The sequence below is a fragment of the candidate division KSB1 bacterium genome (genome assembly GCA_024655945.1).
Taxonomy (GTDB): Bacteria; Zhuqueibacterota; Zhuqueibacteria; order JANLFK01; family Oleimicrobiaceae; genus Oleimicrobium.
This window is the reverse complement of sequence record JANLFK010000007.1, coordinates 89,764-115,585: the sequence shown is the minus strand read 5'-3', so window position 1 is coordinate 115,585 and position 25,822 is coordinate 89,764. Positions and strand designations below refer to the sequence as shown.

Annotated in this window: 20 protein-coding genes; all 20 read right to left on the bottom strand. The window is 61.6% G+C overall.

The window, feature by feature from the left end; all coding sequences use genetic code 11:
- Positions 1–2 precede the first annotated feature (2 nt).
- The 20 genes from NUW13_10390 to NUW13_10295 all read right to left on the bottom strand — a co-directional run bounded on the left by NUW13_10390 (position 3) and on the right by NUW13_10295 (position 25,811).
- On the bottom strand, positions 3–1,439 hold the full coding sequence (locus NUW13_10390; GenBank protein ID MCR4439433.1) for a flippase: 1,437 nt from the start codon (positions 1,437–1,439) through the stop codon (positions 3–5).
- Complete coding sequence (locus tag NUW13_10385; protein ID MCR4439432.1) at positions 1,432–3,189, bottom strand: hypothetical protein; 1,758 nt, start codon at positions 3,187–3,189, stop codon at positions 1,432–1,434. The genes NUW13_10390 and NUW13_10385 overlap by 8 nt, the downstream gene beginning before the upstream one ends.
- A gap of 48 nt (positions 3,190–3,237) precedes the next feature.
- Complete coding sequence (locus tag NUW13_10380) at positions 3,238–4,545, bottom strand: O-antigen ligase family protein (protein ID MCR4439431.1); 1,308 nt, start codon at positions 4,543–4,545, stop codon at positions 3,238–3,240.
- 21 nt (positions 4,546–4,566) lie between these two features.
- Positions 4,567–6,345 (bottom strand): glycosyltransferase family 39 protein, encoded by a 1,779-nt coding sequence (locus NUW13_10375; protein MCR4439430.1) that lies wholly within the window; start codon positions 6,343–6,345, stop codon positions 4,567–4,569.
- 9 nt (positions 6,346–6,354) lie between these two features.
- Complete coding sequence (locus NUW13_10370; protein ID MCR4439429.1) at positions 6,355–7,560, bottom strand: glycosyltransferase family 39 protein; 1,206 nt, start codon at positions 7,558–7,560, stop codon at positions 6,355–6,357.
- Position 7,561: 1 nt separating this feature from the next.
- Complete coding sequence (locus NUW13_10365) at positions 7,562–7,957, bottom strand: DUF2304 domain-containing protein (protein MCR4439428.1); 396 nt, start codon at positions 7,955–7,957, stop codon at positions 7,562–7,564.
- Entirely contained in the window at positions 7,954–8,691 is a 738-nt protein-coding gene (locus NUW13_10360; protein ID MCR4439427.1) for a glycosyltransferase family 2 protein, read from the bottom strand. Before NUW13_10360 ends, NUW13_10365 begins: the two co-directional genes overlap by 4 nt.
- Before the next feature lie 3 nt (positions 8,692–8,694).
- Positions 8,695–9,840, bottom strand: coding sequence for a glycosyltransferase (locus tag NUW13_10355; GenBank protein MCR4439426.1), 1,146 nt, complete (start codon positions 9,838–9,840; stop codon positions 8,695–8,697).
- Between the two features lie 13 nt (positions 9,841–9,853).
- Positions 9,854–11,665 (bottom strand): glycosyltransferase family 39 protein, encoded by a 1,812-nt coding sequence (locus tag NUW13_10350; GenBank protein MCR4439425.1) that lies wholly within the window; start codon positions 11,663–11,665, stop codon positions 9,854–9,856.
- A 167-nt stretch (positions 11,666–11,832) separates the two neighbouring features.
- On the bottom strand, positions 11,833–13,338 hold the full coding sequence (locus NUW13_10345; protein MCR4439424.1) for a glycosyltransferase family 39 protein: 1,506 nt from the start codon (positions 13,336–13,338) through the stop codon (positions 11,833–11,835).
- Between the two features lie 37 nt (positions 13,339–13,375).
- The gene (locus tag NUW13_10340) at positions 13,376–14,833 is read right to left on the bottom strand and encodes an FAD-dependent oxidoreductase (GenBank protein ID MCR4439423.1); all 1,458 of its coding nucleotides are present in this window, start codon (positions 14,831–14,833) and stop codon (positions 13,376–13,378) included.
- Between the two features lie 3 nt (positions 14,834–14,836).
- Positions 14,837–15,736 (bottom strand): class I SAM-dependent methyltransferase, encoded by a 900-nt coding sequence (locus tag NUW13_10335; protein MCR4439422.1) that lies wholly within the window; start codon positions 15,734–15,736, stop codon positions 14,837–14,839.
- Between the two features lie 33 nt (positions 15,737–15,769).
- The gene (gene asnB / locus NUW13_10330; GenBank protein ID MCR4439421.1) at positions 15,770–17,722 is read right to left on the bottom strand and encodes an asparagine synthase (glutamine-hydrolyzing); all 1,953 of its coding nucleotides are present in this window, start codon (positions 17,720–17,722) and stop codon (positions 15,770–15,772) included.
- A 37-nt stretch (positions 17,723–17,759) separates the two neighbouring features.
- On the bottom strand, positions 17,760–18,740 hold the full coding sequence (locus NUW13_10325) for a glycosyltransferase family 2 protein (protein ID MCR4439420.1): 981 nt from the start codon (positions 18,738–18,740) through the stop codon (positions 17,760–17,762).
- Between the two features lie 20 nt (positions 18,741–18,760).
- Positions 18,761–20,404 (bottom strand): hypothetical protein, encoded by a 1,644-nt coding sequence (locus NUW13_10320; protein MCR4439419.1) that lies wholly within the window; start codon positions 20,402–20,404, stop codon positions 18,761–18,763.
- An 86-nt stretch (positions 20,405–20,490) separates the two neighbouring features.
- Complete coding sequence (locus tag NUW13_10315; protein ID MCR4439418.1) at positions 20,491–21,843, bottom strand: glycosyltransferase; 1,353 nt, start codon at positions 21,841–21,843, stop codon at positions 20,491–20,493.
- Entirely contained in the window at positions 21,812–22,753 is a 942-nt protein-coding gene (locus NUW13_10310; GenBank protein MCR4439417.1) for a glycosyltransferase, read from the bottom strand. The genes NUW13_10315 and NUW13_10310 overlap by 32 nt, the downstream gene beginning before the upstream one ends.
- Entirely contained in the window at positions 22,750–23,760 is a 1,011-nt protein-coding gene (locus NUW13_10305; protein ID MCR4439416.1) for an SDR family NAD(P)-dependent oxidoreductase, read from the bottom strand. Before NUW13_10305 ends, NUW13_10310 begins: the two co-directional genes overlap by 4 nt.
- Entirely contained in the window at positions 23,741–24,808 is a 1,068-nt protein-coding gene (locus tag NUW13_10300) for a glycosyltransferase (GenBank protein ID MCR4439415.1), read from the bottom strand. Before NUW13_10300 ends, NUW13_10305 begins: the two co-directional genes overlap by 20 nt.
- 46 nt (positions 24,809–24,854) lie before the next feature.
- On the bottom strand, positions 24,855–25,811 hold the full coding sequence (locus NUW13_10295) for a glycosyltransferase family 2 protein (protein MCR4439414.1): 957 nt from the start codon (positions 25,809–25,811) through the stop codon (positions 24,855–24,857).
- Positions 25,812–25,822: the final 11 nt, after the last annotated feature.

Genomic DNA, 25,822 nt, shown 5'->3' with positions numbered 1-25,822 from the left:
CGTCAGGGCTCGGTGGTAACCGCAGGACGGGCACCCCGTCTGAACAGGCCCAGCACCTCTTCCACCTGCACCGCGCGTGTGGCCAAGAGCAGCGCGCCGTAGACGACGGCACCCGCAGCCCCGGCGACCAGAACATGCTGGCCACGCAGCGCCCACACCGCTGCCATCATGACCGCTGTGGCTCCAAGAGCCTTGGGCAGATAAGCGAAACCGCGCAGCACCACAATCCTTCGGCAAGCGAACGCAAGGCACGCCACCAACACCAAGGCCTCGGTGCCCACCGTCGCATAGGCAGCGCCCACATGGGCAAAGCGCGGGATGAGCAGGTAATTGAACGAGGCGTTAGCGATCAAGCCCACCGTCTGTACAGCCAGCAGGCGGTTCTGATGGTTGCTGGCGCCGAAGAGTCCGGCAAGCAGCATGTTCGGAAAGACAAGCCCCGCGTCCACGGCCAGCACTTGCAGCGCAGGGATGGCGTTCCCGAACCCTGGACCACTGAAGAAGTAGATGATCTTGTCGGCAAGCAGGAGCACGCCTGCCACTATTGGCAAAGCCAGGACCAGTATGTACTTGAACCCCTTGGCAAAGATGCGCGACAGCTCGTCCTTGGAGGCCACGCTCTCGTGGGAAAGGCGCGGGAAAAGGGCAATCATGAACACCAGCGGCACCTGGTTGGTGAAGTTCAGCAACCGGTGCGCGGCGGCATACCACCCCCATACCTCGGGCGGCTTCATCAGGGAGAGCATGACCATGTCCACCCGATTGTACAGGGTAGTGAGGAAAACCGACAGTCCAAACACCACTGCTCCACGAAAGATGCGCGTGGACTCCTCATAGTCGAAGCAAAGCCTGGGGACAAAGAACTTGCGGCGCAGGATTGCTAAGCCGAGAATGAGGCTCACCATTCCGCCCACCACAAAGGCCCACGACAGCCCATAGAGACCGAAGCCGCGCTTCAGGGCTAACAGGCCGATGGCAAAGATCACCCCTTTCTCCACGATGTTGAGCAGGGCATCGAACTGCATCTGCTCATGGGCACGAAACATGGAGCAGCACATGGCGGAAAAAGACGACAACACCCCATAGCCGGCGACGATGCTGATAGCCGTGACGGTACGCCGGTCGTAACCCATGACCAGCCCAACCACTATCACCAAGAGCACGGCCAGCGGAATGAAGGCCACCTTCATGCCGCTGGCTACGCCAAACAGACGCTGCCCGGCGCTCCTCTGGCGGGCCACCTCGCGCACAATCCAGGTGTTGATGCCAAAATCGTCGACCAGGAGCACGAAGAACATCACCGTGGTCGCCAAGGCGTACCTGCCAAAGTCCTTGTCGCCCAGAAAACGGCAGGCATAGGCGTACAGCACCACCGCCAGGACAAGTCGCACCGCCTGACCAATGGTGACAAACAGCGTGTTGCGCTTGAGGCTACCCATTGGCCTCCTTGTCGGAGTGCACCAAGAAGCGCGCCATCGCCAGGTAGTCGAGGTGGCCTAACTGGAACGCGCGAATGGCATCGTAAGGCGAACAGACGATGGGCTCCTCGTGCATGTTGAAGCTGGTGTTGATAATCGAATTCAACCCTGTCCTGCGGTAGTACTCCTTGATGATCCTGTAGAAGCTGGGATTGGTCTTCTCATCCACCAGCTGCGGGCGGGCGGTGTTGTCCACGTGCACAACCGCGGGGCACTTGCGCTTCATCTCGCTGGTGCAGTCGAAAGTAATCGTCATGAACTTGGCGGGAAAGTCATTACGCCCTACGTTCCGGTAACACAAGTGGGCTTCCTCGGCAAGTGTCGCCGGCGCGAAGGGCATGAACTCCGTCCGCCGCAGGCGATGGTTGAGCCAGTCGTTCACCGTTGGATCGGTGGCCTGATACAGGATTGAGCGATTGCCCAGGGCGCGCGGCCCGTATTCCATCCTGCCGTTGAAGCGCGCCACCACCTTTCCTTGCGCCAAGAGATCGGCAACCACCGACTCGATGTCTTCGTGGAACGTGTACTTCAGTCCCGCCTTCTTGATCTCGGCCAGGATCTGTTCCTCGGTGAACTCCGGCCCAAGGTAGACGTCCTGAAGCTGGGGAATGTTGTCCAGCTCGGGAAAGCCAAGGTGTTGGTAGTACGAGTACAGCGCGGCACCGGCGCACAGACCTCCGTCACCCATTGCCGGGAAGATGAACACCGACTGGGCATTGGGGAGCTCGGCCACTTTTTGGTTGATGCGCACGTTGGCAAACACCCCGCCTGCCAGGCAGACATCGATGGGGCCCGTCTCTTGCAGAACAGCATCCACGTACTGGCTGACCAGGCGCTCGCTTATGCCTTGCACCCCTGCCGCGATCTGTTCCGGCGGGTAAGTCAGCAGTTCCGGCGGCACCGCCTTTTTGAACTTGACGTAGTTGCTGCGGTGAGGATACGCGTGCTGGTAGAGGCGTTCGGCCAGCAGGTAGCGGAACTCGTTGTCGTTGAGCGCGAACAGCTGTTCGAATATGTGCTTGGTCGTCTCGTAGGTGCCATGAGCCGCCAAGCCAGTAATTTTGCCCTCGTGGCGCATGGGCTTGAAGCCCAAGAGCCAGGTTATGAAGTTGTAAAACAGACCGATGGAGTGATAGCTGGGCACCTCTTTCAGAAGGCGCAACCGGCCCTTTTCGCCCAAGTACACCTTACCGCAAAGGCCGTCGCCCTGCCCGTCTAAGGTGACGATGAGCGCCCGCGTGCGACCAGAGGCGTAGTAGGCAGAGGCTGCGTGGGCCGTGTGGTGGTCCATAAAGTCGATGGGCACGCCGTCCAGTCCCACTTCGCGCAGCAGCCCCTTCAGCTTCTTGATGCGCCGCGCGTTGTAGAAATGGGGGTAGAAGAGAAAGTACCGATCCCAGCGCAGCGACTTGCTGACCAACGAGGCCAACAGCCAGCGCGGGTTCTTGTGCCGCAGAAGGTCTTTGAGCACATAGGCCATCAGATCCCGCGGCGGGGCTATGGCTGCGGCGATGCGGTCGATGTTGCTACGATCAGAATTGGTCAGACGCCGGCACTCACGCAGACTCAGGCGTATTGGGCCATCTTTGGAGTTTCCGTTGTGCAACTTGATACGCGACAGACGCTCTTCCTCGATTGCACAGACAATCTTCCCGTCCTCGATGATTGCGGTCCCGCAGTTGTGGTCGTCAAAGATGCCGAGAATTCTCATCCTTAGTCTCCGTTCCTTCCCATATGTTGCCTTGCCGTGCCGGCATGGTTACCAAAGCCTTCCCCCTTGGCCACCCAAAGCTGGAGGTTGGTTCCCAACCTCACCTTTGCTCCGCAGGAGCTGCATGGCCAACAAGCGGCGCATGCGGCGTTCATCCCCGTAAGCGATCTTGCCCAATGCAAGACTGATCCCAAAGAGCAGCCACACATGGTTCTTCACCCAGACGATGCGGTAGTCGGGCGAAGGGAGCAAGGCGACGCTGAGCCCGACCATGGCCGTCATGATCCCTGTCCCGACATTGGCCACAAAGGGGTCGGCCGACCTTGCCAGTCGCCACGCAAACGAGAGCATCATGCCCAGCAGGAGGAGGAAGAGCAGCAGCCCGGGAACGCCCGCCTCCGCAGCCACCAGCAAGTAGGAGCAATGCACGAACTTGTCGCCCATGATCTCCTCGCCCGCGTGCAGCTTGTAGTTTTCCAACCCCACCCCCACTGCCGGATGTTGCCTAATAATGCGCAGCGCGTCCTTGGCCAAGTACATTCGGCTCGAGGTCTTTTGCCCGACCAGTTCCTCTTCGGCGCCGGTGAAGCGCGAGGTGAGGATGGTCCGGTACTTGTAGCCGCCGGCGATCCCCACCACGGCAAGGAGCACCCAGACGGCGATGGTCCGGCGCGAGACGATGCGCTTTTTCCGCACGTCCAACAAGAAGAAAAGAATCATGGAGACGGCAAAACCGAGCCAGCAGGCGCGTCCCTGCGAGGCAAAGAGCGCCGCCACGCCGACCAGAAACGCCACAAAGAAGAACCACCGGTACTTGCCCCGGCCGAAGGCTGCCATGCGGTAGGCAAGGGGGCTGAGCATCATGGCATACATGGCCAGCACATTGGGGTGGCCGAGGGTGCCGCCGGCGCGCCAAGACCTTCCCCCTTCGCCGAGAAAGCCCAAGCCCACGTAGCCAAACCTGAACTGCAATACCGCGACCGCTCCCTGAAAGAGCAGCCCGGCACTGACTCCTGCAAGGAGGGCCTCCATATCATTGCGCGTGTTCACAAAAAGGAGCACGGCCAGACAGATGAACAGCGCCCGCACATTGGTGATCATGCTGGCCACGGCAGCCTGCTTGTCCACTGCTCCCGGTATGGCCACCACCGGCCAGAGGAGAAAAACCACCATCATCGGAATGATGCGCCTTATCTGCGGATTTAGCGGGCGCCGATTGTGGCCAAGCACAAAGAGCAGCAGCAGGGGGATGTCCAGGATGAGAATGGCCTCCGTGTTCAGCGGGGCCACCCATAGTCCTTGCGTGACAGTGCCACAGAAGGCCAAAAGAAAGTAGAGGGCCCTAATCTGGTTCATGACCGCGACCACCAACGCCTGTCATCGCCACCCAACTCCTCTGTGCGTGGCTTCAGCACGCCCCTGCGCTGCCTGGCCGAGTTGCAGCCCTCCAACACCTCTTCCAGGGAGCCGGTACACCACTATCGTCGGGAAGAGGTTGGCCCAATTATGCGTCGGCGCGAACCTGGCCACCTCCTCTGCTTCCCTTTCCAGCCAGGAGTAGAAGGCTCGCCTGTGCGCCACTAAACGCGGGAAACTTTTCTCCGAAAGTGCCAAGTAAAAGCTGCCACGCGTGAACGAATCGCCGACGAAGTACTCGGCTCCCTTGCCGGCCAGATAGTCTTGTACTGGGAGCAGCGTGTCCGGCTCGCCCCGATAGCCAAAGGAGAGCCGCGTTTGGCTGTCCACTATTTGGTAGGTACAGTGGTAGTGGCCAGACCGCAAGCGGAGAGTAGCCTTGGGGTCGTCCTGATCCAAGAGCGGTGGCCCGTACTTCTCCACGGCCAGCACAGTCCCAGCGGGCACGTGTTCCTCAATCCAGGCTTTAGCCAAAGTGCGCGGGTCGGGGCCGCGCATAATCAGGGCCCAGCGCACATCCTTGTAGAGCTCAGGCGCTACTGCACCGGCCACGAGGACCGCCCAAGCGACAGCGCGCCACCTGGACTGTATGCGCACGTGGGCCATGAGCGCGTCCACGAGGGCCGCGGCCGCGAGCATGAGGAACGGCACCAGCGGGAGAAACTGGCGCATCGTCTTGTAATTGACCGAGCCAATCACCAAGTAATAGGGCACGATGAATGCAATCAGGAGCAAGTTCATGCGGCTCGGGCGCAGCACCAGGCGGACGATGCCAATCACGCAGAGCACTGTGAGTACCGGGCCGATGGCTGCAGGCACTGAGTTGTGGCTGAACACCCCGTAGCCTGGCGACATCCCCCCGGTGAAATAGGCGAAGAAGCCTCCTCCCACGCCGACCTTGCCTTGGGCCTGCAGGTCGCCGTAGGTGAAAAGCCCCTGCAGGAATCGTTGCGGATCTGCCACTACCAGAGGGCAGCCCATCACGAAGCCCGCGCCAATGCACGCCACACCCACGTAGAGGGCCGCATCGCCAACTGCCCCGGCGAGGCCTCTCTTCTCTTTGCCCGCGCGCAGCAATAGAGCCAGCACAAAGGGCACTGCCACCACTCCGACATTGAACTTGGTGGCTGCAGCCAAGCCGGTGAGCAACCCACCTGCGACCACCTCCGGCCATCTGCCACGCCGCACCACGAGCACGGCACACAACAGAGCAGCGGTGGCCATGAAGGTCGCCGGCACGTCCACAGTCGCGTGGTGGGAATTGCGCACGTGCAAGAACACGGTCGCACAGAACATTGCGGCCAGCAGGCCAACTCGCCGATTGGACGCCCGCGCGCCCACATGGTAGAGGAGCAAGACATTGGCCGTGCCAAGCAAAGCCGTCACCACTCGCCCAATGAGGTGAAAAGTGAAAGTCTCGGTGTAGTAAAACTCTTTGACGGCTGCCGCCGTCTTGAAGACTCCCAATGCTACCCCTGCGGCACCATACCCACCGTACACAAGCGCCAACAGGTACGTGTAGAGGGGAGGATAGGAACCCAGGCCGAAAAGCCCCTCCGTGCTCCGTCCCCCAGGCTCCAGCAACCGCCCTGCCTGCACCACCAGCTTGATCTCATCGGGATGATAACGGAACGGCTTGCCGAACTGGATGCCGGCCAGGCGCACAGCCAAGGCGAGCACCAGGATAGCCAGCAACAGCCAGTTGCGCTCCTGCAAGTTTCTGGCAACGCGTTCCTTCATATTCCCTTGTCATCCGCCTGCGGAAAAAGGGGCGGCGTAAGTCCTCCTGCCTCGGGGGCCCAATCTCGCCCAGGCGCACCACCAACCAACGCTCGCCAAGATGATGAGGTAGGGCTCAACCGGCAACCGATAGCGCACGTGGGTGAGGAAGAACGAATAGCTGCACGCGAAAGTCAGCACCACGAGCAGCAGAGGCAGGACATCCCTTAGTCGCTTCCGACAGCACCACACCCCCACAAGCGCCAAGAAGAGCACCGGACCGGCAGCCAAGACGCTCACCACGTTTGCCCAGCGTGTGGTGAACTCATTGCGACTCTGCAAGCGCCCCAGCGACGGCGTCCAGAAGTGCGCGAACTCATGCAGGTAGCGCAGCGCAAAGCGTCCGGTGTTCACCTTGCCGTGGAGCCACTGGGAGAGCAATGGTTCATCTTTCTGTGCGAACCGATCGTCAAGAACCATGGTGGCGTGGGCACGCACCGGGGCTATCTTGCCGAACACACGGTAATTCCTGAGGCTCCACGGGAGCAACACCAGCGCGGTGACCACGACCAACAGGGCCAGGTGCTGCAGGCGGTGCTTCGCGCCCACCGGTGCGAAGAGCAACATCCACAGCGCCAGCACCGGCAAGAGCGACAAGGCAATCCCCTTGGCAAGGGCGGCCAGCCCCAATAGGACGGCCATGCCAAGCACGTATCCTGTCTTGGCCGAACGGGAGTACTTCACCACGTACCACATGCTCCCCGCCAACAGCAGAGTGAAGAGCTGCTCTGGATACAGCAAATTGCTGATAAAGATCAGAGGCGGGTAGATGGCACACACGGCCCCGGCCAACGCCGCCACTTTTCGGTCAAAAAGCTGCGCGGACAGGAAAAATGCCACCACGCACGTCAGCGCGCCCAGGAGTGCCTGCACGATCCGCACGGCCGAAAACCATCGCCCGAACAGCGCATAGTTGCCAGCCAAAAACAGCGGGTAAAGCGGCTCCAGGCTATAGGCCGTCGTGCCAAAGAATGGCCGCTCGTAGCGAAATCCTTCGCCGCGCAAGAGGCTGCGCGCCGCGGCGTCGTAGTGGACCGTGTCGTAGAAGTACCAGCGCTCCTCCAGGGTCAGGGCAAAACCGGCCCTGACGATGAACGCTAAGGCGCCCACCAGCACCGCAACCTTCCACGGTGCCCGCAGATTCTGCCGCACCCATGTCAGCAGGCCGGTGCACACGCTATGCCGCTCCGTCTGTGCTGCCTCTGGCCGAAGGACCCTGCCCCATGCTTTCCCGCAAAGAGGCCAATTCCTCCCGGAGCAGGCCTACTTCTTGGGCAAGCACCTTGTTCTGCTCGGTTAGGCCGGAGATGACGATGGTAAAGTGCACGAACAGCACCACGCCGCAGCCAAGAGCCACGATAAACAGCGCGGATGGGGCATAGTAGACGCCCATCAGGGCGGCAGCCCTATCCAAGAGCCCACGCCAGATGGACAAGATCACCATCACCAGCGCCGAACCGAACCAAAGCAAGGAGTACCGCTCCAGCAGTTTACGCTTCCTTATCAACTCGAAGATGAAGCCTGCGATGAGCAGGCTTCCCGCAATGGCGATGATCTGAATGCGCATGTTCATGGCACCTGCTCCCTTCGTTGCGGTGAATAGCGAAACAAGTCCACCACCACCGCCAAGAGCACCTTGATCATGTAGTACATTGCCTGAAACGAATCGATCGAAGACCGACCGTGCAGACGTTGATTCATGATCACGGCCACCTCCACCAGCCGGAAGCCGGAGCGACCGAGGAGCACCACCGCCTCGGGTTCGGGATAGTCTGCCGGATAGTCGCGCGCCAGGAAGCAGATCGCCCGACGATTGAAAGCGCGGAAGCCAGAAGTGTTGTCGGCCACCCTCTGTCTGATAATGAGCGAATTCACCAGCGCGAAGATGACCATACCCACCCGCCGCATGAAGGGAGCTTTGTAGGTGGTGGCTCCTTTGTAGCGCGAGCCGATGACCACATCCGCATTCCCCGACAACAAGGGCTCCAGCAGCTTGTCGATCTCGCTCACGTCGTGCTGGCCGTCGCCGTCTACTTGCAGGGCAATGTCATAGCCGTGCCGCTGCGCATACTTGAACCCGGTCTGGACCGCGCCCCCAATGCCCAGGTTGAACGGCAGGCTGATGACGCGCGCGCCTTGGGCTCGGGCTACCGCCGCAGTGTGGTCGGTGGACCCATCGTCGACCACCAGCACGTCGATGGCACGGGGGTGAGCGCGCAGCTGCGTCACCACGCGCCCCACGTTGTGCTCCTCGTTCAGCGCCGGCACAATGGCCAGGATGCGCCCTGTTCGTTCGCCGGTTACCATCGGTTACACCTCTACCCCCGAGCGAGCCGCCGCGCGGTGGCGGACGAAGGCGTTCCCATCCACCAGGGCCGAAAAGAGCCGCTCATAGCTCCGCGTCACTGCGTCCCAACTGTAGCAGGCCCGGGCCCGTTCCCGGACCTTCTGGCGGTATTGCTCCACCACTTGTGGGTGATCGACGAGGTACTGCAGTTTGCCCACCAGATCGTCGGAGGGGCGCGCCACGAAGAAGATGCCGGCATCGCCCAAGACCTCGCGATGCTCCGGCACGTCTAACGCCACCACGCAGTTCCCAAAGCCCATGCCTTCTAAGAGAGCCGGGTGTGTGCCCCCGACTTCCGTCGCCTGCATGTAGAGGTAGGCGTGCGACTGCAGTTCCTTGTAACCCTGCCCAAACACGTACCCAGTGAAGATGATGCGCGGGTCACAGGTAGAACGCAGGCGGCGGATATAGTCCTGGCTGTACGGAGCGTCGCCGACGATGAGCAGCGGCATATCCGTACGCACCCGCTCAAACGCCTCAATCACCAGGTGGGCGTTGTTTTCTGGCTCCAGACGACTCACGTACAGGAGATAGCGGCGCGGCTGCACGCCAAGTCGCTGCAAGGTCTCCTTGGTCAGCACCCGCTCCTCTGGCACTCCATAGGGAATGTAAGTGGAGGCCTTCCCAAAGCGGGTGAGATAGTACTGCTGGATACTGCGCGCATCAGTGACAATGGCGTTGGGCAGGATCGTCGCCAATACCTCCGAGACGCGGTAGAAAGCCTTCCCCAGCCAGTTCCATTTCTTCCTCTTCCACTCCAAGCCATCGACGTTGACGACCACTTTCTTCCCGGTCAGGCGAGGGATGAAAGAGAAGAGGCTGTTGGCGCTGTTGCAAATCAAAACCACGTCATATGGGGTAAAGAAACTTGCCAGTACGCACACCAATGTGTGGAACACCGTGTCCAGGTACTTGTGCCGAATGGTCGGGAGCACACGTAACCTCACCCCCTTGTAGAACGGGTGAGGATAGTCCACGTTGTTAGAACGCCCGAACACGGTGACCTCGTGCCCCAACTGGACCAAGCGCGGGGCCATCTCTTCGGCAAAGGTCTCGAACCCGCCGTAGTTGGCCGGAATCCCCCGTATGCCCATGATCGCGATCTTCATTCGTCCTGCTGTCTCATCGAGAAGAACCGTGCGTCCTCTGCGTGGCTGCCCAAGCACTATCCTCGCGCAGTCTGTAGATTTCCACCGGGCGCGGTGAGCCACCTACTGTCGCCACTTTCGCATACAGCGCACTCAATTTACTTGCAAGCAATTCACGGTGCGGACTGGTGCGCTTCTCCGTGTAGCCATCCATGACGATGAAGCGCGGGGGCCTCTCTGCGAAGGCGCGTTGCATCACCGAGTCCGGCACATAGAGAAACCCCAAAGTATGGGTGATGTCCAGAAAGCAGTCCAGTCCTGCCTGAAAAGTCCAAATCTGTCCCCCTGAAAGGACAAGGTCGCCTGGCCGTGCCTGCGCAAGCAGAACCTGGCTTGCCTGCTTCACCGTGCCCGGCGACCACACCCCCTCGTAGCTTGGCCCTATCTTCTGGCCCTGTTTGCCCACCGAGTAGAGAAAGGCAAAAAGGACCAAAGTGAGACCCACCAGCTGACGGAGACGCTCCCCACTTCCTGCGGCAGAGCGCGGCCGGACCAACCAGAGGGCACCAGCCCAGAGTGCAATTGCCACCACCGTACGCACCAGCGGGCCCATGCCGAACGGCACCCGCACCCTCAGGAGCGAAGTCACCGCCACCGCGACGACAGCTATGCCCATGGAGAGCAGGCCGACGGGGAGTTCCCCAGGTTGGCCCTTCCTCCACAAGGCTGCGGCCAGCACGGCGCCCACGACAAAGTAGGCTCCTGCGCCTGGGAAGTGCCGCCATGCGGCATGCTGCAGGGCATAGACACCCACCAGTAGCAAGCAGACCAGAAGAAGCCACCGCCCACGCCTCTGTGGAAGAAGCTCACCAAGGCTGAAGGCAAAAAAGAGCGACAGCGGCGGGAGTATTTCCAGCAGATACCGCGCAAAAACCACCTGCTCCAGCGCCGCAAAGCGCACCGCATACATGGCGACCACCACACCCAACCAGAGGAGCAGAAGCGTCCTTCCGTTCGAAACTCCTGCCTCTGCAGGACGACGCCTCGCAATTGGCACCGCCAGGATCGCCCCCACAAAGCCGAAAAGCCCAAAGGCGAAAATCTCGTGGAGGTACGTCTCGATGTCATCCAGCGGCTGCACGGCCCCAATGGCTGCGGATGTGGTAGGGGTCATGGAATAGGGGCCCAGTGCAAAGCGCGACAACACCACATCCAATGGATTCAGGCGGGAAAAGGCTAGCTCGCGCAGACTCAAGTACTGCGCGTAGTAAGCCCACACCGCAGCACAGACGATCAAGTAGCCGAGGACAAGAGCGCCGGTTATCGTGGCCTTCTTGCGTAATGGCGAACCGCGTACCAGAAGGGAATAGAGGACCAGCACTGCCATCACCCATACCCCGGTCTCGCGGGTAAAGTACGCCGCCCCTGCCGCCACACCCGCACCGAGCGCGAACCCCAAGCTCCTTCTCCTTTCCCAGGCCAAAAGGAGCAGCAGCGCACTGGCGCACGCCAACAACACCGCAAGCGTCTCGGTGATGACCGACAGCGACCACACCACGGAAAAGGGGAACAGCAGGAAAACTGCAGCCCCCATCAAGGCCAGTTCCCTGCCAAGAATGCGCCTGCCCAAGGCGTAGAGGAGCAGCCCGGTAGCCACGTTGCAGGAGAGCAACATTATGCGGGCCTCAGTGAGAGAAGGACCGGTGAGCTTGAAGAGCGCGGCAAGGAGCCACAAGAACAGGGGCTGGCGTGCGGCAAAGTCAACAATCGGGACCTTGCCCTCCAGGATCAGGCGGGCGTCCATAAGGTAGGACCCCTCGTCCGGGCCCACCCAGCGGAATGGCAAGAATGCCACCCGGAAGGCAAGCGCAAGCAAGAGCAGTGCGCCCACCACAAGCGCGGGGTGCGGGCTCCCCAGGCCGAATCCAGTAGGTCCCGCGGCCGGTTTTGTGCTCTGAGCATGCACGCCTTGTTGTCACTTCCTCCACTATTGAGCTCCAGCCGAGCTCACCCTCAGTCGCCGACCCGATACAGGTACATCTTCCTGCGGCCATAGTCGTAGCAGTAGTAGTTGCCGAGCAGGTCGAAAGTGCGCAGCGGCTCCAGTTCACGCCCGGGCACTGCCACCTCGCCCTGTGCCAGCAAGAAGGTCGACCCGGAATGGGTAACCAGCCCGAAGGCAAATCGCATGCGGTTCGCCAGCGCCATGGCAGCGGCCACGTCCCCGCAAAGGATCGCCGAGTCGGCCTCACCTCCTTCGTTGCGCCGTACCTCCTCCGCGATCTGCTCTGCCACCGTGCGCATGGAGTACTGCGGCTCCTTGAGGTATTGGCCGAGACGTACCAGGTTCCAACCATTGGCCAGAACAATGAGCACCGCCACAGCGCTCCACACCCACGCGCCTCTTCGGGCGGCAAAGAGCGCGCGCACGTTGGCCGGCAGCGTGGCCACCAGGTAAGCGGTCGGCACGACCACAACGACGAAGTAACGCGGCATTTGGTGCACAAAGAATCCCAAGAACAGGTAGCAGGCCGCAAAGAGCGCGAGCATCACCCGGTCGGTCATGCGCAGCATGCCGGAACGCGCCGCATGGAAAGCAATTAGCATCACGTTGAGGTAGGCCAACACCAAGAGGGGCGCGTTCTTTCTGACCACCGGATTGTTGAAAAACTTGATATAGTTCCGCACAAGGGTGCGCAAGTGAATCACAATACGGTCGCTGACCAGGTGCGATGGCGTCAGCTCCTCATAGCCGGCTGCCGCCAGCGACAGGCCTATCCGCGCCACAGCCACGACGGCACCCGCCGTGACGAACGTCACCAGCATCTCTTGGACGAGTCTCCACCGGCCATGCCGCTGCAACAAGAGCTGGAGTACAAACAACAGCAGCAGCGCCGTTCCGTAGAGCGCCGCGCTTGGCTTGCTGAGGACGGCCACAGCGAGCAGCACCCCTGCCGCGGTGAACAGCAAGAGCCTCTTCCGCCCGCTGTGAAGAGAAAGACCCTTGTGCACCGCCACCAGACTGGCCAGACCGAAGGCAGTCATGGGCAAGTCCAACAGCGCCAGCCGTCCGTAGACGAAGAAGTAGAAGTTGGTCCCCAGGAGGAACACGGTCAGGGCAAGCGTCAGCCAGCGCTCAGCTGGCGCGGACGGCGGCCCCTCCTTGGTGCGCCGCCTCACCATCACGAGCAGCAACCCCATGGTGAGCACCGACAAAACTGTAGCCGGCAGGCGCGCCGCCGCCAGCGACAACCCTGCCAGCTTGAACACAGCGTACTGCACCACCGGCATCACTGGCATGAGCAGGATGTGGTTGTTGCGGTCGCAAAGCCAGTGACCGCTCACCACCTTGTTGACCGCGTTGCACGAATTGTAGCCCTCGTCGGTATAAAACACCCGGGACCGCGAGAGAGAAGTATCGGGATCGGCCTCAAGGCGCACGAATCTGGCAGCACTCAGGCCAAAGCATAGTGCCAGGGTGACGATTGCAAGAAGGCGTGTAGGAAGGTCGTGACGCATACGAACCAAACATGTCCTCACTTTGCCTGCACGGCGCTCAGTCCTCGACCACGTGTTTGGCGAATGCCTCCCTGTGGAGTTGCCAGGCTTGCTCATCCCAGCGCAGGTCGGGTCCCAGGCAGTCCGCGGCCCGGTAGGCCATCTCCAGCGTGTGGTGCGTGTTGTCGTGCGCGAACAGCCCCTGCCTTCCCAGAGAGATGACGCGCGGCACTGTGGCCAAGTACCGTTCCACCACCGCGAGCCGCTCCGCAAACCCAATGTTGTACACCGGGTAGGCATGGGAGACCCGTCGCGAGAAGGCGGCCACAATGGGCGCTCTCACGGGCAACCCCGCACGGTCCAAGTCCAAAAGGAGTCGGCTGGCAAGTTCTTGATCGGACATCTGCCAGAGCGCATCGCCGACTGTGCACGGAATTTCGGCGCAAAGGCCGGTGAGCTCCCGAGGCTCAGATGCACCACTGTAGTTCTTGGGCTCAGAAAGCCGCGAAGCAAGCACCTTCTCCTCGGGCAGATAGTGTGCGTCATATGGCGAGAACCGTTCAGCACGAAGCACCAGGTAGAGGAGCAGCATGCTCCGGTAGCGCAGCCCCTCTGCCTGGTCACGAACCTCCAGCGCTGCCTGCGGCTGGAGGAGCGAGACGAGGACCGTCAGCGGGATCGTCGAAAAGACGAAATCCGCTTCCAACTCCCGCTGGGGCACGCCTTGCGCCGGGGCAAATTGCAAATGCACCTTCCCCTGGACGTCGCCTGCAGGCCTCACCGAGGCGACGCGAGTATTGAGCATGATCCTGCCGCCGAGGCGCTGCACTTCCGCGGCCAGTGCCTGGCTAATCTGGCCATAGCCTCGCCGTGGATAATAGAACCGGCCAGCTCCCGGACCCCGCAGGCCAGGCAGGAGGCTGAGCGCCTTCTTGATCAGCTTTCCCGTGTTGCTGGCCGCCACCCGCCGCTGCGCCTGCACCGCATCGATTTCCTCCGGTTCCAACCCCCACACTTTTCGCGCATAAGGAAAGTAGAACGAGCGGCACATGGTCGACCCCAGACCACGCAGCAGTACCTCTGCAAACGTGCCCCCGTGTCGAAACCGCCACTTTCTCCATGGGGCCAGCACCACATCGCGGAGAAAACCCGCCACAAATGCCGGCGGCAGGTGAAGCATGAGGTCCACCGGCTGCAACGGGAATCTCACAAAGCGCCCCTGCAGCAGGATGCGGCCATAGCGAGGACGGTCCAGAAGCTCGTCTCCCAGCAGAGCGCGTATGTCGGCCAGAATCTCCGGCGAGGTGGCCGGGTGCAAGCGGTGGCTGCCATAGTCAAAGGAAAGGCCGTGGGACTCGAAGCTGCCGGCCAGGCCGCCTACCTGTGCTGCCTGCTCGATGACCACGACCTCGGCCCCCAGTGCCGGGCGGCGTAGGAGTCGCAAGGCGAGCCCCAGACCCGCGGGCCCGGCACCGAGAATGGCCACTCTCTTTTGCGCAGGTTGCGGGGTCACCATCGTTCACTCAATGACGCGGACGATACCTTCTTCCACCGCATAGAAGTGACCACATACCGGACACCTCACTGCGCCCGGCTCAGGGACCATGGGCGAGGCCTCGCATCGCAGGCATTTGAACTGTGGCTCTCGCGGCGGTCCGCCGTGCCGCACCCCTGGCTTGCGGAAGTGGAATACATTGGCATAGCCGAGAAAAAAGCGCTTGAACCCCTGGTACGCAAGCCCTTCTTCCATCCCCCATCTGCGCACCTCTCGCACGGAATGGAACGTGGCGCGCGGGGTCCACAGGGCGTCGCCAACCAGATTGCGGAGCTCTGTTGAATTCAGGCTCTGCCCAAGATGGAGCTTCACCAGGGGCTGCATTAGGCTCACCATCCATTCTGGCACGCTGGTCAAGGCTACGTGCTTGCGCACCGGGGCAAAACCGTTGTACGCCAAGTTGTAGAAGCTCCATTTGTTGTACAGGAACACCACAATGCTCCCGCCCGGTGCCGTCACCCTGGCTACCTCGTGGAACCCTAATCGGCAATCGGGCGTATGGTGAAGCACACCGATGGAAATGGTGTGGTCAACACTCGCGTCGGCAAAGGGCAGTTGCAAGGCGTCGCCGTGCACGATGACTGCCTCTGGGTTATTGACGCTGCACCTGCGCAGCGACTCGAGGCTTACGTCCAAGCAGACTAAGCGCCCGCCCCGGTCGATGAGCCCGCGGCTGATTTCGCCGACGCTCGAGCCCACGTCTGCGATGAGCGCCTCCTGCACCTCCGCATCCGGCAAGAAGGTGGCAAGAAAGCCCCGCCACCAGCGCACGCGCGGACTGCCGCCCTCGATGAAATGGTGAGCATCGTAATGGCGGCGCGTCGCCGCCACCATCTGGCCAGCGTCATCCGGTAGCTGTGCCATGTCCGCCTCCCCAATGCTTGTGCTCCTCCTTGGCTATGCAACAGGGGGCCGCGCTGGACGCGGCTCCCTCAGGTATGAACGAAAGTCCCTCCTGGTAATGTAGGCCTCGTGCCAGAGCAGATAGTTGAGCAGCCCCCAGAGAAAACGACCATGGTCCACACGCTTGGCGAGGTGCTCCTGCCAAAGAGGGGAAACCCCCTCAGGGTTGAACAGTCCCGTGCTTTCCAAACGGGCAGGGGCAAAGTACTGCTCACTCAAGTCGCGGAGATCCTCCCGCAGCCAGCGGGAATAAGGCATCTCCAAACCCACCTTCTTCTTGTTCAAAATCACCGGGGTCAACACGCCGTTCAGGGCGCGCCGCAAGAGGTGCTTCTTGCGCATGCCCTTCAGTTTCAAGGCGACGGGTACCGTGGCCAGAAAGCGGACCAGCTCGTTATCCGTGTACGGCACTCTCGCCTCTAAGGAGTGGGCCATGGTCATCCGGTCGTTCTTGATCATCAGGTCGTCAGGCAGGTGGAAGCTGAAGTCGATGTACAGCAGCCGGTTCAATTCGTCGCTCGCGCGACAGTGGGCAAAGGCCCTCTGGAAGTAGCCGGCCGAGGGCGGGAAGGCGAATCGCTCCGGGTCGCGCAGCACCTGCCGCTTGACCTCTTCGGCGAGCACCACCCGCCAGGCAAAGTGCGAGGTGGGCGTGTCCATCTCCGCGCCCCACACGAAACGCTTGGCCTTGAAATCAAAACTGAGTTTCTTGTCGGAGACCGGAAGCCTGTTCACCAGCGGGGCAATCACGCCGCGGCGGACGGCAGCCGGTACCATCCGGTACCAGCGACGCATCTTGTAGGCCAAATGGGTGTCGTACCCGGAGAAGAACTCGTCGCCTCCTTCGCCCGAGAGGAGCACCGTCACATAATCCTTGGCGCATTCGGCAAGCAGGTACGTGGGAATGGCCGAACCGTCCGCGTACGGCTCATCGATGTAGCACAAATAGCGGGGCAGCAGCTCACGCACCCGCGCAGGCGTCACCAGAATCTCGTGATGGTGGGTGCGCAACTGTTGCGCCACCGTCCGCGCATAGGGCGACTCGTCAAAGCTTTCGTCCTCGAATGCTAAGGAAAAAGTGTGAAAGTCGCTGTCCCCTCGTACCTTGGCCATGAGCGCGGTAAGGGCACTGGAGTCCATGCCGCCGGAGAGCATGACTCCCACCGGCACGTCGGCGATGAGCTGGCGTTCCACCGCCTCAGTGAGCAGGCGCAGCGACTGCTGCACCGCCTCCTCTTCCTTCATCTCCGCCCTCACCGTGTAGGAGATATCGAAGAAGCGCTCCATCTGGACCAGTCCGTCCTGGCCAATGGAAAGCACATGTCCGGGCCGCAGCTCGTGAATCCCTGCAAAGGCGGTCAGGCTGTCCGGGACAAAATCGAAGGAGAGGAAGTGGAAGAGGCCTTCCAGGCTGGGTTCCGGCTGGAAGCCCGGCGCCATGAGCAGCGCCTTGATCTCCGAGGCAAACCAAAGGGCACCGCGCCACTGCATGTAGAAAAGAGGCTTGATGCCATAGGGGTCGCGCGCGAGAAAGAGCCTTCGTGCGCGCCGGTCCCACAAGGCAATGGCGAACATGCCGTTCAGTTGCTTGAAGCAGTCCTCCCCAAGTTCCTCGTACAGATGCACCACGACCTCAGTGTCCGTGCGGGAGACGAAGCGATGCTTCTGGCCAAGAGCGTACTGACGGCGCAGGTCACGGAAGTTGTAGACCTCTCCGTTGTAGGCAATCCACACGCTGCCATCTTCGTTACCCATCGGCTGGCGACCGGCGACGCTCAAGTCGATGATGCTCAGGCGCTGATGGGCCAACCCGCAGGTGCCGTCCCAGTAGCTGCCATGGTCATCAGGGCCGCGGTGGCGGAGCAGGGCCACCATCGCCTGCAGCACCTCTTCGCCGAAAGGCGCAGCCTGCCTATCGTATCTCACCACACCCACAAAGCCGCACATATACCCTCTCGTTTCACGAGCCTGCCAACCCGGACGATCATTCCGCCCTCTCCCGGCTTGCCTGGGCAAGGTCTTCCACTGCCCGCGACTGATAATCCGCCGGGAGGCGCTGGGCGATCTTGCGCGCCAAGCCATCCGACATCATGCCGATGAGCAGTATCTGCAGGCCAAAGAGAAGAAAGACCACCGCCGTAGTGGAAACCACCGGCTCGGTGAGCAGGTGGAGGCCGAAACTGCCGGTGCGCATTACGGCAAACACCACGTCCGCCAGCAGTTTGATCACTCCCAAGAGGAAACAGAACATGGACACAGGCACAAAGACCCGCAGCGGATTGAACGACATGGACAGGCGAAGCACTAGGGCCACGAATTCGAAGAAATTCCACGGCACGATCTTAGACTTTCCCTGCCGCTTGAGGTAGTCGATGGGCAAGTAGTCCACCCGGTAGCCATCACTGAGCAGAGCCACGGTGATCGTCGTGGTAAAGGAGAAGCGGTCAGGTAAGATGGGGAAATACTGTTGGACGCATTGACTGCGAAAGGCGCGCAGCCCGGAGTTCAGGTCTGGGATCTTTTCGCCGGTGATGTGCTCTGCCAAACGCCCCAACAGCCACTTACCCGGCCTGCGCAAGAGCGGGATGTGCACGTTATCGCTCACCCGCGCCCCGACCACCATGTCGGCACTTTGCAGGCGGGTCAGGATCTCGGGAATTGCTCTTGAGGGGTAAGTGCCGTCAGCGTCGGTAATCAGGATCACCTCGCGGCGGGCTGCGCGGATCCCTGTCTTGAGCGCGGCCCCGTAGCCGCGATTGCGCCGGTGCTGGATCACATGCGCGCCACTGGCCAAGGCTGCCTGGGCTGTGCCGTCGGAAGAGCCATCGTCGACGACGATGATCTCGTGCTCCACCCCGTGGTGTTGCAGCACATCTCGCACCTCTTGCACGACCGCCGCCACGCTCCTTTTTTCGTTAAAGGCAGGTATCACCACCGACACCGGTCCCAATCGCTGCTCTGCCACCGTCATCCTCCCTGTATCTCTCATCGCGGCACCGTTGTCGATGAACTTGGCGGGCTCGTTTCCACTTCGTGCTCCACCCGGAAGATCCTCAGCCGCTTGTGGTCGGCCGAAATCACCGCCTCCAGGGCAAGGCCCGGAGCCACCGCGTCTCCCCCGTCCGAGAACAGGCAGCGCATCAAGTCCACCCGGTGCAGCACGCTCCCGTAGGCGCGCCGTTCGGCAGCCGCCTGGCTATCCCACAGCACATAGTCAACACGCTCCTCCCGCAGTTGGGCCAAAAAGTCCGCGCAGTCCGAGGCGGAGAAGGTGAAATAGCCCCGCACCTGGCGCTCGGGCAAGCCCGCATAGTAAGCTAATGTCAGCGGGAGCAGCGAAACCACGCGGGTATCTTCCGCCACGTGGGCATGCAGCCACTCGCCGGCCAGACGATACGGCGCGCGGTAGTGCCGCATCTTGGCCATGTCGTTCGCGGTCACCACCGTCCCCCCCAAGGGGGCCCCCACGACCAGGAGGCCGAGGACTACCGCCGCCACATCCAGCGGGCGCTGCCGCACGAGCAAGGCACCGACAAGCCCCGCCGCCGCAAAGAGCCCGTAGACGATTGCGATGGTGTAGCCAAGCCGCCGTGCCGCCACGACAGCTGCCGCGACAGCAACGAGGAGCACCGCGACGACGACCGCAATGCGCAGGCCGCGCCCCTGCAAGGCCGGCCCTCGCCAGGAAAGCTCACGTGCTGCAGCCACAATCCCTAAGAACACAATCCAGAGTACCACGTAGGTGTATCGCTCTTCGATCGCCCACCAGAGAAAGGTGTGAATGAAGAGATAACCGGCGAAAAACAGGGCAAGCAGCCAGCCGATGGGGTTCGTCTTTTTTCCTATGCCTACCAGCCCGAGAAAGACCACGGCTAACACCACCATAGCGCCGCCTACTGCAAGTCCCTGGGGCAGGGACACGCCCAGAAGAGCCTGGAGGCGGCGCGCAACAGGCAGTAGAAACTTCAAAGAAATGGCCACGCAGGAGACCAAGTTGCCCAGGCCTGCCGGTTTGAGCCTGGCCATCTCCCCCACGTACGGGTTGACCTCTTGCCTATGCACGAGGCTAAGGAGAAACCAAAGAGCCAAGGGCACGCCCGCGGCAGCCGCGCGTAGCAGTGTGGGCACTACCTGCTTCCGCTGCCACAAGTCCTTGAGCACCAGCAGAGGCAGGAGGAGTGCCGCCTCGTAGCGGGTCATGCTGGCTGCCGCAGCCGCCAAGTAGGCCCAGGCTGAATCCCGCATCGCCAAATAGGCAGTGAGAGCGATGCCCACTGCCAGAGTCGCCTCAGCCAGCGGCTGGGAGGCAGAGGGCATGAACACCGGGCTGAGAGCCACCCCAAAGGCCACTAACCAACCCGCATTGCCCACCAGCGCAGTAGCAATGCGAAAAGTGAGGTAAACCAGGAGCAGGGTCAGTAGGAGGTTCACCACCTCTCCGGCCAGCAGTTCTGGCTCTGGGCCGGGCATGAGCAGCGATACCGCTCCCATGAGCAAAGGGTACAGCGGCGCCCGCTTAAAGTTCTCCGGGAGATCCAGGCGCAGATAGGCCAGCGCATCCCGCCGAAAGGCAAAAAAGTCCGTATTCGGCACCTCAAAGCGATTGAAGTAGATAGCTACGTGCAGCAAGGTCCCCAGCAGGAGAAGGAAAAGGAGAGCAGACTTTGCTCCCTCCTGTGTGGACCTTGGCTGAATACTCTCACGCGCGTGGGCACTCATCTCGGGGACTCTCGTTTCCCAATGCGCTCGCTCCGGTCCTGCAGGCTGGCGAGAAACAAGTCGGCCAACAGTCTGACCTGCGTCCTGATGGTGAACTCCTTTTCCACAATGGCGCGCCCCGTGCGGCCCATCTCCTGCCGCTCTGCGGGGGACATGTCCGCCACGCGCCGCAGCGCTTGGGCCAGCGCCCGCACGTCTCCCGGTTCCACGAGTATGCCGGCGCCCTCTCGTACCAGCTCTGGCACGCCGTTCACTTGGGTGGCCACCACAGGCAGTTGCATGGCCATTGCCTCCATCACCGACACCGGGATCCCTTCCGAGTACGAGGGCAGCACAAACACCGACGCCTGGGCGAGCTGCTCCACCACCTCCTGCTGCGGGCGCGCGCCAAGGAAGTGAATCCTGTCCGCCAGCCCGTACTGTGCCGCCTTTGTCTCCAACTCCGCCCGCTGTGGTCCGTCCCCCACAACCACACATTGGTAATCAAGGTCGCCACCCAACAGCCGACACGCTTCCAACAAGTCAGCAATCCCCTTGCGTGGCTGCAGGCGCGCCACGGCGAGAATGCGGAACCTTCCCCCTCCGGGCTGCGGTCGAGGCCGAAACATGGCCAGGTCTATGCCGCAGTGGAGCACCCGGAGCCTTTCTTGCGCAGCCGGCTCCTGGGCGACCAAAAAGCGCCGATTAAACTCCGACACCGTCAACGCAAAGCGGCCGTGCCGGAGCAAGAACGCCGCAAGGCGCGGGTTTGGGTTGAAGAAGATGTCGTGCCCGTGCAGCGTCAGGGAGTACGGGATTCCGGCCACGCGCGCCGCCACGAACGCCACCAAGCCGCCGCTCTCGGCAAAGTGGGCATGCACGTGGCCCGCCTGCTGCCGGCGCAGCTCGCCCGCCAGATACAGCCCCTTGGCAAGACAATATGCGGCCTGCCCAGCGGCGTACAGCTTTGCCCGCACTGACCCCTGGCTACCGACCAGAGCTGCCAGCTCGCCCACGACACAGGCAACCGCCTTAGGATAGGCGAACAAAACACGGGCCATCTGCCAGTGAGCACGCGGCGCGCACCATGCCGGCAAATACGCCCCTGCGGTGGCCAACTCCGTCACGTGCGGATGCAGCGCACCCGCGTCGCCTCTCTTTACGGCAAAGAGCGTTGCCTGCAGACCCGGGACAGCTTCGCGAAGGAAAAAGAGTTCGTGGATGATGAAGGTCTCGGAGAAGCGGGGGAACTTCCACAGCACATAGGCCACGCGCAAAGGCTTGTTGAGCTGACCGCTGCCCTCATTGGACTGCTGAGTGGGGGCGCAGTCGGTGCTGCTAATCTTGGACCACACCACGCCCACCTTCATGCCCGGCCGCCAGGCCTCGCACAAACCCCGCCGTGAAGACAAGCAGTCCGAGAAAGATGAGGGGATAGAGCACCACAAAGCGGACAAAGTTTTTCGGACTCCAGCGCAGCAAGCGGTACCCAATAGCCACCGTGCGCGCCAGTGGAATGAGGGGGACGAAGAGAGGAGCACGCACCACGAACGAGTCGCGCAGGGCTAACTTGCGACGCGTGAGCGCGCTGCCAATACCCAGCTGGAATTGATTGCGCAAGAATCCGTCCAAAGAGGTGCGGTTGCGATGCGCCACGAAGATGCCGGGCACCAGGTAGAGCTCCACCCCTTGGGAGTTCATCCGTCGACTGAAGGCCGAGTCGCTCCCCTTGATGGCGCCGTCAAAGCCCCCAAAGCGGCGAAACAGCTCCCTGCGATAGGCAACATTGCAAGTTGGCAGCAGAGCCACCCTCCGGCAACCGCCCCGGTCTGCCTGAAAGTCATTGAACTCCAAAAGGAACTCGGCGCTGCCGATGGCACTGTCCGGAGTGCCGTTCACTACCGGCCCGCCCACCACCATCATGCCAGAGGAATGCCGCTCGACGAACCTCTGGACCCAGTCAGGTGCCACCACACAGTCGGCATCCGTGAAGGCCAGCACCTCTCCCCGTGCCTGGGCGATGCCCACATTCCTGGCCGTCCCTGGGAATGCCCGTTGCGGCAGGTGAATGACCTTCACCTGGGGAAAACGCCTCTTCACTTCGGGCGTGATATCCTCGGGCGAGCTGTCGACCACGATGACTTCGTAGGCGTGGCTGGTGCGTTGCGCAGCCAGCGATTTCAGGCAGTCGAAAAGATAGTGCCCAGGCTGGTAGCTGGGAACGATAATGGTCACTTCGCAACGGCTCTCAGAAGCGGCGCCAGCTCCGCCATTGCTCATGCCGCCCTCCGCAAGTAGAGGGCCAGCCGGTCCCGGTAAAACTCCACGGTCTTAGCCACGCCCTCGGCGAGACTGGTGCGGGGATTCCACCCAGTGAACCGCTGCAGCTTCTCGTAGGTGACCACAAAGCGCTTGATGTCGATCCTCTCCCGGCTGGCCGGAAAAGGGACGTGCACGTAGCTGCCCTTGCCCACCGCGCGCAGCACCTCCCTGACCATGTCCAGAAACACCGTCTCCACGCCAGAGCCGACGAAAAAGACCTCGCCATTGGTCTCGGAGCGCTGCGCAGCCAGGATGAACGCCTCCACAACGTCGTCGATGTACACATAGTCGCGCGTCTGGCTGCCGTCGCCGTAGACGGTGATCGGCTCGCCAGTCATCGCCCGCTTGATGAACCAGTTCAGAATGCCATAGTACCCGTGGTGCATCTGGCAGCGCGGCCCGTAGACGTTGTTCAGGCGCAAGGAGACCACAGGGAACCCATAGACCTTGCCGAAGAGGAGCAAGTACTTCTCCGCGACAAGCTTGTTGATGCCGTAAACGTCTGTGGGATTGGTGGGATGTGCTTCGTCCACCGGCAGATAGAGCGGCTCACCGATCTGCCCCCGGCTCCCGGCATAGAGGACCTTCACCGCATGTCCGGCCTCCGCACAGGCGCGCGCCAAATTGAGCGTACCATGGCAGTTGATGTCGACATCCAAAGCCGGATTCTCCATGGAGATTTCCCGCCCCACTTGCGCCGCCAGGTGGAAAACCACCTCCGCCTGGCGGACGTACGAAGCCAGCAAGGCATAGTCGCGAACGTCCCCCTTGACCACCGTAACGCGCTCGGCAATGCCCTCAATGTTCGCCCAGTTCCAGCCATAAGGGTCCAGGCAGGCGTCGTAGATGGTCACTTTGGCCCCGAGGCCTACCAGGCGATGCGCAATGTTACTGCCGATGAAGCCAAGCCCTCCCGTGATGAGGACGCGCACGCCGTGCATGCGGTCAATTCTGCCGTTTGGCATGGAGCAGTTCTCCGGCAATGGTTTGCAATTGTCTACCCAAAAGCTCGCAGGTGCAGTGGCGCAGGAACACCTGCCGCCCCCCCTGCGCAATCTTTTCCCGCAGCCGGGCATCATTTTTGAGCCGCAGAATCGCCTGGGCGAGCGAGTGTGGATTGGCCCGCTCGCAGAGGAGCACACTCTCGCCGTCCACCAGCAGCTCCTGGATCGGCGCGTTGCGCGAGGAAATGAGCGGCTTGCCTACCGCGATCGCTTCGATCACCTTGTTGGTCACCACGCGGGAGACCCGCTCATTGTCGCCGAAGATGCCCAGGCAGACATCCGCGCGCGACATATAGTCGGCAAGCTCCTCGAAGGGCACGCAGTCGATGAAACGCACGTTGGTGAGGCCAAGCTCCTCGGCCAGCCGCCTGTCATCCTCGTAGGTGATGCCCCGGCCAATAAGCTGGAACTCCACCCCCTCATCTCGCAGCAGATGGGCGGCCTGCAGAATGTATTTGACGCCGTGGAACGGCGCATACTCGCCGTGGAAGTGCACCAGAAAGCGATCGTTCTTCGCCACAACGGGGCGCGGCTTGACTACCTCATCATCGGTGGCCAAGAACACCCGGCGGAATTTGCGCCGTGGCGTTCGGAAACGCCGCTCGCAACTGCCAATGTGGTCTTCGCTCTCCAACACCACCAGGTCTGCCAGGCGCATCGACAACCGGTCACTCAGGGCACAAAGCCAGGCGCGCACGCTCCCCGGTTTCGCAACCTGGCGGTCAAAGACCATGGTGTCGTAGGTGGTGATGTACATGTCGTACAAAATCGGCGCCTTGGCGAAAAGCCTCGCCCACGGCATGAGCAACTGGCCGTAGAAACCCACCAGGAGCACATCGTAGGAGTGCCGATTCCGCACAAGTCGCCAGAGGAGGCCAGGGTAGTGGCGGAAGGAGCGATCAGGGGGGAAGCAGGCAATGACCTCCACGCCGTTCATCTGCAGGGCCTTCATTACATTGCGCGTGCGGGAGTACCCTTGCTCTCTGCCCGCGATGTAGAGGACTCTCATCTCTTTCCCGCCCTTCCCTGCAGCCTTTCTCGATAGCGGTTGCCCGTCACTTCCTCCCAGAAACGATTAGTTCCGTCTTCTTGATGCGATAGAGGACCTCCTCGATCAGTCGCCTGTTGGCGCCGATCAAGTCGGCCAGCAGCCCAATCATGAAGACCTGAAAGCCGACGATGATGAGAATGGCGGCCAGGATCAAGGACTGGATATGCCCGCTTCCCTTGCCGGCAAACAGGTAGAAGTACAAGAAGCGCAACCCGATGAGCACACCAACGCCGAATACCGCAGAGCCGATGTAGAGAAACATGCGCAGCGGCTCGTACATGGTGTAGATGCGGAAGATGGTGCCCATCGACTTTCGCACATAGGCCCAGATGCTCTTGAACAGGCGCGATTCGCGCAGCGTGCTGTTGGTGCGCACCGGCACATGCGCTAAGGCGATGTTCTTCTTGCCCGCCTGGATGATGGTCTCCAGCGTGTAAGTAAAGTTCGAGACGACGTTGAGGCGCAGGGCAGCGTCTCGGCTCATCGCCCGGAATCCACTGGTGGCATCCGGTATGCTGGTGCCCGAAACCTGCCCCACCACCCAACTGCCAAGGAGCTGGAGCTTCTTCTTGACAAAAGGCACATGGGCAAGGCCATTGATTTGGCGGTCGCCGATGACCATTTCAGCCTTGCCTTCCAGAATCGGGCGGATCAGGGTTTCGATGTCAGCCGCGCAGTACTGGTTGTCCGCATCCGTGTTGACGATGATGTCCGCGCCCAGTTTCAGGCAGGCGTCAAGGCCAACCATGAACCCCTCGGCCAGGCCCTTGTTCTTGGTCAGCCGCACGATATGGTTCACCCCGTGCGCCCGGGCTACCTCCACTGTGCGGTCGGTGCTGCCGTCATCAATGACCAAGACCTCCAACTCATCCACTCCGGGCACGTTCTTGGGCAGCGCCTGCAAGGTGATCGGCAGGGTGGCCTCCTCGTTGTAGCAGGGTATTTGGATAATCAGCTTCACCCGCGACTCTC